Raw genomic sequence first — 8,017 nt, 5'->3', positions numbered from 1 at the left:
GGCGGACACGGACGGCGAGCAGTCATCTTCAGCTCCCAGCCAGGCAGTTGACTCCTACAGCCGAACTACGACCGACCAGGCCTGCCGTCAACCCACGCCACCACCGAATTTAACGAACTACCGGTAATGCCCTGCCCGCCGTCGTCAGCACGGTGTCTCGCTCCCTCGTGAGTGCGTCCGGGGCGAGGTGGCAAGCACTTCGCACAGGCGTCCTGGGGTCCCGGGCTTTGCAGACCGCGTCGGTCAGACTGGCAAGAGCATTGGGCATCGTGACGGACAAAGCCGGCGAACAGGCTGGACGGCGACCGACTCGGTGGCGACTGCCCGCTACCGCGGCCGCCACGCGGGATTTCTTCGAGTGGTCTGCTACCGGCCGACTGTCCGTTCGTCGGCGATTTCGACCTGGCCGATCGGGGTGGTGGTGATGGCGCGGACCTCGGTCCAGGTGTGGTCGAGATGCTGGTGGTGACGGCTGCTGCGTTCTGTGGGGCGGTCGGCCTTCATCCGTGCCTGGCGCAGGGCTTCTTCGCGGTCGGCGCAGGTGCCGATGAGGTAGTAGCTTCCGTGCCGCTGACGGTGGTCTGCGCTCGTTGCGGGACCCGGACAGCGGCGAGGACGACGAGCAGTCGGTGAGCGCTGGCATCCGGACGTGCCGTGACGTGCCGACAGGAGCCTTTACCGGGACTCTTGCAGAAAGCCCCGGCGTTCACGCCGGGGATGAATGCATCTCAAGACTGCTCTGACGTGCACGTTAGAGCGGACGTTTTTTGCTGCTCGATGTACTGGCGCACGATCGCCAACGGTGCTCCCCCGCACGAGGCGGAGAGATACGAGGGCGACCACAGGTGCCCGTGCATGATGGCGCGGTTGATCCGGCCGGTGAACTCCTGCCGTATCCGGCGGGCGGAGACGCCCTTGAGGCTGTTGACCAGCTTGGAGACGGCGACCTTGGGCGGGTAGTGCACGAGGAGGTGGACGTGATCGCGTTCGCCGTTGAACTCCTTCAGCTCCGCTTCGAAGTCCTCGCAGACCTTGCGCATGATCTCTTCGCAGCGTGTCAGCATCTCGTCGTTGAACACCCCGCGCCGGTACTTCGTCACGAAGACCAAGTGCACATGCATCGCCGAAACAACGTGCCTGCCACGTCTGTAGTCGTTCTGTGCATCCATGAGACCAATCGTAGTAGTGTCGTTTTCATGCAGCTTCGCTACAACTACCGGGCTTACCCGGATGCCAGCCAGCGCCGTGCGCTGGCCCAGGCGTTCGGGTGCGCGCGGGTGGTGTGGAACGACTGCCTGCGCGACCGGAAACAAGCGCACGCGGCGGGGCTGCCGTATGTGAAGTCGGCCGAGCTGTCCCGGCTTCGCATCACCCAGGCCAAGCGCACCGCCGAACGTGCCTGGCTCGCCGACGTGTCGGCGGTCGTCCTGCAACAGTCTCTGCGGGACCTGGATGCCGCCTACAAGAACTTTTTCGACAGCCTCAAGGGCAAGCGGGAGGGCCGCAAGGCCGGCCCTCCCCGCTACAAGTCGAAGAAGGACACCCGGCAGTCGGTCCGCCTGAACACCAACGCCTTCTCCCTCCAGAGCGACGGCACGGTGTACGTGGCCAAGGTCGGCAATCTCAAGGCCAAGTGGTCCCGCCAGCTTCCGGCCGCACCCACGTCCCTGACCGTCACCAAGGACAGCTGCGGCCGGTACTTCCTCAGCTTCGTCGTGGACACCGAGCCGGACATCCTCCCCGGTGTGGAGAGCGACGCCGGTATCGACCTCGGCCTGTCCGCCTTCGCGATCCTTTCCGACGGCAGCAGAATCGACAGCCCCCGCTTCCTGCGCCGGGCCGAGAAGAAACTCAAGCGCCTTCAGCGGGAGCTGTCCCGCAAGACCAAGGGATCCAAGAACCGGGCCAGGGCCCGTATCAAGGTCGCACGCCAGCACGCCAAGGTGGCCGACCGGCGCCGGGACTTCCACCACAAGGCATCCACACAGATCATCCGCGACAACCAAGCGGTGTACGTGGAAGACCTCACGGTGTCCGGTCTCGGACGTACCCGGCTCGCCAAGTCCGTGCACGATGCGGGATGGTCCGCGTTCGTCGGCATGCTGGAGTACAAGGCGGCCCGGCACGGCCGCACCTTCGCCAAGGTGGACCGCGCCTTCCCGTCCTCCCAGGTCTGCTCGGCCTGCGGATTCAGGGACGGCCCCAAGCCCCTGCACGTCCGAAAATGGACGTGCAGCGCCTGCGGCACCGTGCACGACCGCGACCACAACGCAGCCCGCAACGTCCTCTTCGAAGGACGCCGCATCGTCGCCACCGGACGGGTGGAGACGCTAAACGCCTGTGGAGCGCCGGTAAGACGGGCACACGTGCCCGCACAGCGCGTTGAAGCAGGAAGCCCCCGGAAGGGTCAGACGACCCAGGCCGGAATCCCTGGACTTTAGGCCAGGGAGCACGTCAACGGGTGGGCAGCTCGATGCGTCGGAGCCATGCCTCAACTTCGGTGTCGGCGTCTTTGACTTCTTCTCCGCGTACCGCAAGGCCTTCGGCGATGGTCGCGCCGGGACAGGAGGCGTCGTAGTCGCGTTCGGTGGGGCCCCGGCTGCTCATGGCGTAGGTGGTGACCGGGTGGACGGTCTTGCCTCGGAAGTCGAGGGCTTCGGTGAACGCCGTCTTGATCATGGGTGCTCGGACGTTCCAGATGGGGCTGGCCAGGAGGATGGTGTCGTAGCCGTCGAGGGAGGGCAGGCGGCCTTCGATGGCTGGGCGGGCGTTGGCGTACTGCTCACGGACGTTGCGCTGGACGGTCGCGTCGTAGTCGCTCGAATAGGGGTCGGCGGCCTGGATGCGACAGGTGTCGCAGGTGGTGCGGCTGTCGATCTTGTTGGCCGACGCCTCGGTGTTGCCGACCTTCAGGTCGGTACGGCCGCCAGCGGTGCGGGCGGCGGTTGGCCGATCACGGCCTGCGGGCCGGCCGGGAATCGCAGCGCGCGGTCCGGCGTTCAATTGCGCAGATCGTGATGAAGAGGGACATCGGGCGAGTGTGGACCTGCTCGATTGTCCGCTCTGCGTCACGTCGATGGTGAGGGGCTGCCCGCTCGCCGGCGGCGTGCCGGGCGTGCGCGCAAGGTGACCGGTGACCGGGCGGTCGCGTCCGGAGTCCTGCGGCATACGTGGCGCAGCTCACGGCAAGCGCCCCTTGCTCCGCATAATGAAATCGTTTTCAATCCTTTGAACGATCGATGTAATCGATTTCAAAGCCTCTACAAGGAAGTGGGCGGCGATGGTGAGCATCAAGGATGTGGCCGCCGCGGCAGGCGTCTCCGCCGCCACGGTCTCCCGTGTCCTCAACGACCATCCGTCGGTCAGCACGGCCACCCGTACCCGTGTGCTGTCCGCCGTGGAAGATCTGGGCTACCGCCCGAACGCCGTCGCCCGGTCCCTGCGCACGGACCAGACCCGGACCCTGGGCCTGGTCATCAGCGACGTGCTGAACCCGTACTTCACCGAACTGGCCCGCTCCGTGGAGGGCGCGGCCCGCGCGCTCGGCTACAGCGTCATCATCGGCAACGCCGACGAGCAGCCCGAGCTCCAGGACCATCACATGCGGACCCTGCTCGACCGCCGGGTCGACGGACTGCTGATCTCACCCACCGACGGCTGCTCCTCGCTCATGCGGGACGCCGCGCAGGCGGGCACGCCCCTGGTGTTCGTGGACCGGTGGATCGAGGGCATGGACGTACCGGTGGTGCGCTCCGACGGCCGCGCCGCCGTGCACGACCTCGTCGCGCACCTGCACGCGCTCGGCCACCGCAGGCTCGCGATCATCGCCGGACCCGCCGCGACCACCACAGGACGCGAGCGCATCGAGGCGTTCCGGGAGGCACTGGCCGCCTACGGCCTGAGCCTGCCCGACGCCTACATCGGACAGGGCGACTTCCAGGCCGCCAGCGGTCGCCGGGTCACCGAGGGCTTCCTCGGCCTGCCCGAGCCGCCGGAGGTCGTCTTCGCCACCGACAACCTGATGGCGCTCGGCGCGCTGGACGCCGTACGGGCCCATGGACTGAGCGTTCCGGACGACATCGCGCTCGTCGCGTTCGACGACATCCCGTGGTTCGTGCACACCGACCCGCCGATCACCGCGATCGCCCAGCCCACGGGCGAGCTGGGGCGCGCCGCCGTGCGCGCGCTTGTCGACCGCATCGAGGGGCGCACCCCCCAGTCCGTCACCCTCCCCGCCCGTCTCGTCGTACGCCGCTCGTGCGGCAATCCCCCCGCAACGCAAAGGAGTCAGTCGTGAGCGATTCGGACGAGTTGCTGCGCATCGAGGGCATACGCAAGTCCTTCCCCGGGGTGGTCGCCCTCGACGGCGTCGACTTCGATCTGCGCCGGGGTGAGGTGCATGTCCTGCTCGGCGAGAACGGCGCGGGCAAGAGCACCCTCATCAAGACGCTGTCGGGAGCGCACACCCCCGATGCCGGACGCATCCTCGTGGGCGGCGAGGAGGTCCGTATCCACGGTGCGCAGGACGCCGAACGCCTCGGGATCGCCACGATCTACCAGGAGTTCAACCTCGTCCCCGACCTGACGGTCGCGGAGAACATCTTCCTGGGCCGTCAGCCGCGCCGCTTCGGGATGATCGACCGCAGGGCCATGGAGGCCCAGGCCGCCGCCCTGCTCGAACGGGTGGGCGTGCAGGTGTCGCCCCGCGCGCGGGTGCGCGAACTGGGCATCGCCCGCCTCCAGATGGTGGAGATCGCGAAGGCGCTCAGCCTTGACGCGCGCGTGCTCATCATGGACGAGCCGACCGCCGTGCTCACCTCCGAGGAGGTCGACAAGCTCTTCGCGATCGTGCGCAGCCTGCGCGAGGACGGCGTGGGCGTCGTGTTCATCACCCACCACCTCGACGAGATTGCCGCACTGGGCGACCGCGTCACCGTGATCCGGGACGGCCGCAGCGTCGGCCAGGTCCCCGCGAGCACCCCCGAGGAGGAGCTCGTACGGCTGATGGTGGGCCGCTCCATCGAGCAGCAGTACCCGCGTGAACGCGGCGACACCGGAACGGCCCTGCTCACCGTCGAGGGGCTGACCCGCGACGGCGTCTTCCACGACATCGGCTTCGAGGTGCACGCCGGTGAGGTGGTCGGCATTGCCGGCCTGGTCGGCGCGGGCCGTACCGAGGTGGCGCGGGCCGTGTTCGGCGCGGACCCCTATGACCGGGGGACCGTGCACGTCTCCGGCCGCGCGCTGCGTCGGCACGACGTGAACGCGGCCCTGGCGGCCGGGATCGGGCTCGTGCCCGAGGACCGCAAGGGTCAGGGGCTGGTGCTGGACGCGTCGGTGGAGGAGAACCTCGGCCTGGTCACCATGCGTTCCGCCACCCGCGCGGGCCTCGTGGACCGCAGGGGCCAGCACGAGTCGGCCGCGCGGATCGCCGGGCAGCTGGGCGTGCGGATGGCCGGACTCGGCCAGCACGTACGGACGCTGTCGGGCGGCAACCAGCAGAAGGTCGTCATCGGCAAGTGGCTGCTCGCCGACACCAAGGTGCTGATCCTCGACGAGCCCACCCGCGGCATCGACGTCGGCGCCAAGGTCGAGATCTACCAGCTCATCAACGAACTGACTGCCGCGGGCGCCGCCGTCCTGATGATCTCCAGCGACCTGCCCGAGGTGCTCGGCATGAGCGACCGGGTGCTGGTGATGGCGCAGGGACGCATCGCCGGAGAACTCGAGGCCGACGAGGCCACCCAGGACGCCGTGATGGCACTTGCCGTCAGCAGCCCTGCCGCCGGCCCCGCCGCTCTTTCCATCACGACCACTTCGACTTCCACGACCGAAACGGAGGCCCGCCATGGCCACTGACACGCTCAAGGGCAAGGCGGGCGCCGGCGGCGCCACGAGCGGCCTGCGCCGCGTCCTGCTCGACAACGGCGCGCTCACCGCGCTCATCGTCCTGGTCATCGCCCTGTCGGCGCTGTCGGGTGACTTCCTCACGACCGACAACCTGCTCAACGTCGGCGTCCAGGCCGCAGTGACGGCGATCCTCGCCTTCGGCGCCACCTTCGTGATCGTCTCGGCGGGCATCGACCTGTCGGTCGGTTCGGTGGCCGCGCTGTCGGCGACCGTGATCGCCTGGGCCGCCACCAGCCACGGCGTACCGGTGTTCGTCGCCGTGCTGATGGGCATTGCCACCGGCGTCGTCGCCGGCCTCGTCAACGGATTCCTCATCGCCTACGGCAAGCTGCCGTCGTTCATCGCGACACTCGCGATGCTGTCGGTGGCCCGCGGCCTGTCGCTGGTCATCTCCGGCGGCGTGCCCATCCCGTTCCCCGCCTCCGTCTCCCACCTCGGTGACACCGTCGGCGACTGGCTGCCCGTCCCGGTGCTGGTCATGGTGGTGATGGGGCTGATAGCCGCCGTCGTGCTCGGGCGCACCTACATCGGCCGCTCCATGTACGCCATCGGCGGCAACGAGGAGGCCGCGCGCCTGTCGGGTCTGCGGGTGAACCGGCAGAAGCTCGCCATCTACGCGCTGTCCGGCCTGTTCGCCGCGGTCGCGGGCATCGTCCTGGCCTCCCGCCTGTCCTCCGCTCAGCCGCAGGCCGCCAACGGCTACGAACTCGACGCGATCGCCGCGGTCGTCATCGGCGGCGCCTCCCTCGCGGGCGGCACCGGCAGGGCGTCCGGCACCCTCATCGGCGCGCTGATCCTCGCCGTGCTGCGCAACGGCCTCAACCTCCTGTCGGTGTCCGCGTTCTGGCAGCAGGTCGTCATCGGCGTCGTCATCGCGCTCGCCGTCCTCCTCGACACCGTGCGCCGCAAGGCCGGCGCCACCCCCGTCGCGGCCGGTGCCGGCGGCGGCAAGGGCAAGCAGGCGGGAACGTACGCCCTGGCGGCGGTGGCCACCGTCGCACTGGTGGGTGCCACCTCCTTCCTGCACAACAACTCCTCCGGCAGCACCCAGAAGGTCGGCCTGTCCCTGTCCACCCTGAACAACCCCTTCTTCGTGCAGATCCGCTCCGGCGCCCAGGCCGAGGCGAAGGCGCTGGGCGTGAAGCTGACTGTGACGGACGCGCAGAACGACGCCTCGCAGCAGGCCAACCAGCTGCAGAACTTCACCAGTTCCGACTTCAGCGCGATCATCGTCAACCCGGTGGACTCCGACGCCGCGAGCAACTCCGTCAAGGCCGCCGACAAGGCGAACATCCCGGTCATCGCCGTCGACCGCGGGGTCAACAAGGCATCCGTCGACACTCTGGTCGCCTCCGACAACGTCGCGGGCGGTGAACTCTCCGCCAAGACGCTCGCCGAGAAGCTCGGCGGCCAGGGCAAGATCGTCATCCTCCAGGGCCAGGCGGGTACCTCGGCCGCCCGTGAGCGCGCGGCCGGCTTCGCAAAGGGCCTGAAGGCCTACCCCGGCATCACCGTCGTCGCGCAGCAGCCGGCCGACTTCGACCGCACCAAGGGCCTCGACGTGATGTCCAACCTCCTCCAGGCCCACCCCGACGTCCAGGGCGTCATCGCGGCCAACGACGAGATGGCGCTCGGCGCGATCAAGGCCCTCGGCTCCAAGGCCGGCACGTCCGTCCAGGTCATGGGCTTCGACGGCACTCCCGACGGCCTGAACGCCGTGAAGAGCGGCACGCTCTACGCGTCCGTCGCCCAGCAGCCCAGCCAGCTCGGCCGGATCGCGGTGGACAACGCGCTCAAGGCCGTGCAGGGCAAGAAGGTGGCCGACACGGTCAAGGTGCCGGTGAAGGTGGTCACGAAGCAGAACGTGGCCGGCTTCCGCGGCTGACATCGAAACCCGAGCCGGGCGCTGGGGGGCACCGCAAGGCGGTGCCCCCCGCTCCTCGGCAGAACCGCATGTGGGGAAAGGTACTTCTCATGTATGACTACGACCTCCTGGTCGTGGGGTCCGCCAACGCCGACCTGGTGATCGGCGTCGAGCGTCGGCCGGACGCCGGCGAGACGGTGCTCGGCTCCGACCTGGCCGTCCATCCCGGCGGCAAGGGCGCCA

General features: G+C 68.8%; 7 protein-coding genes and 1 pseudogene. 5 read left to right on the top strand and 3 right to left on the bottom strand.

Annotated elements, in window-relative coordinates:
• Nucleotides 1–366: 366 nt before the first annotated feature.
• Both FNH09_RS46915 and tnpA read right to left on the bottom strand, forming a co-directional pair.
• Nucleotides 367–504, bottom strand: a complete 138-nt coding sequence (locus tag FNH09_RS46915) for a hypothetical protein (RefSeq protein ID WP_156110861.1) — start codon at nt 502–504, stop codon at nt 367–369.
• 224 nt (nt 505–728) lie between these two features.
• Nucleotides 729–1,169 carry an IS200/IS605 family transposase gene (tnpA, locus tag FNH09_RS42570; protein WP_152895225.1) on the bottom strand — a complete coding sequence of 147 codons (441 nt, stop codon included), beginning with the start codon at nt 1,167–1,169 and terminating at the stop codon, nt 729–731.
• Between the two features lie 27 nt (nt 1,170–1,196).
• Here tnpA and FNH09_RS42565 point away from each other — a divergent pair, with 27 nt between their 5' ends.
• Nucleotides 1,197–2,441, top strand: coding sequence for an RNA-guided endonuclease InsQ/TnpB family protein (locus FNH09_RS42565; protein ID WP_152895224.1), 1,245 nt, complete (start codon nt 1,197–1,199; stop codon nt 2,439–2,441).
• A gap of 13 nt (nt 2,442–2,454) precedes the next feature.
• On the opposite strand, the gene FNH09_RS42560 is transcribed toward FNH09_RS42565, so the two are convergent.
• Nucleotides 2,455–3,168: a flavodoxin gene (locus FNH09_RS42560; protein ID WP_152895223.1), complete on the bottom strand. Its 714-nt coding sequence runs from the start codon at nt 3,166–3,168 to the stop codon at nt 2,455–2,457.
• Nucleotides 3,169–3,280: 112 nt separating this feature from the next.
• On the opposite strand from FNH09_RS42560, the gene FNH09_RS42555 reads away from it, so the two are divergent.
• The 4 genes and pseudogenes from FNH09_RS42555 to FNH09_RS42540 form a co-directional block, all read left to right on the top strand.
• Entirely contained in the window at nt 3,281–4,297 is a 1,017-nt protein-coding gene (locus tag FNH09_RS42555; RefSeq protein WP_152895222.1) for a LacI family DNA-binding transcriptional regulator, read from the top strand.
• Complete coding sequence (locus tag FNH09_RS42550; protein ID WP_162469932.1) at nt 4,294–5,859, top strand: ATP-binding cassette domain-containing protein; 1,566 nt, start codon at nt 4,294–4,296, stop codon at nt 5,857–5,859. The genes FNH09_RS42555 and FNH09_RS42550 overlap by 4 nt, the downstream gene beginning before the upstream one ends.
• On the top strand, nt 5,849–7,795 hold the full coding sequence (locus tag FNH09_RS42545; protein ID WP_152895221.1) for an ABC transporter permease/substrate-binding protein: 1,947 nt from the start codon (nt 5,849–5,851) through the stop codon (nt 7,793–7,795). The genes FNH09_RS42550 and FNH09_RS42545 overlap by 11 nt, the downstream gene beginning before the upstream one ends.
• A gap of 89 nt (nt 7,796–7,884) precedes the next feature.
• Nucleotides 7,885–8,017 (top strand): annotated as a pseudogene (locus FNH09_RS42540) (ribokinase); the annotation flags it as partial.

Source organism: Streptomyces adustus (genome assembly GCF_009377175.1).
Classification (GTDB): domain Bacteria; phylum Actinomycetota; class Actinomycetes; order Streptomycetales; family Streptomycetaceae; genus Streptomyces; species Streptomyces adustus.
The sequence above is the reverse complement of the archived record's forward strand: the minus strand, read 5'-3'. Positions and strand labels throughout refer to the sequence as shown.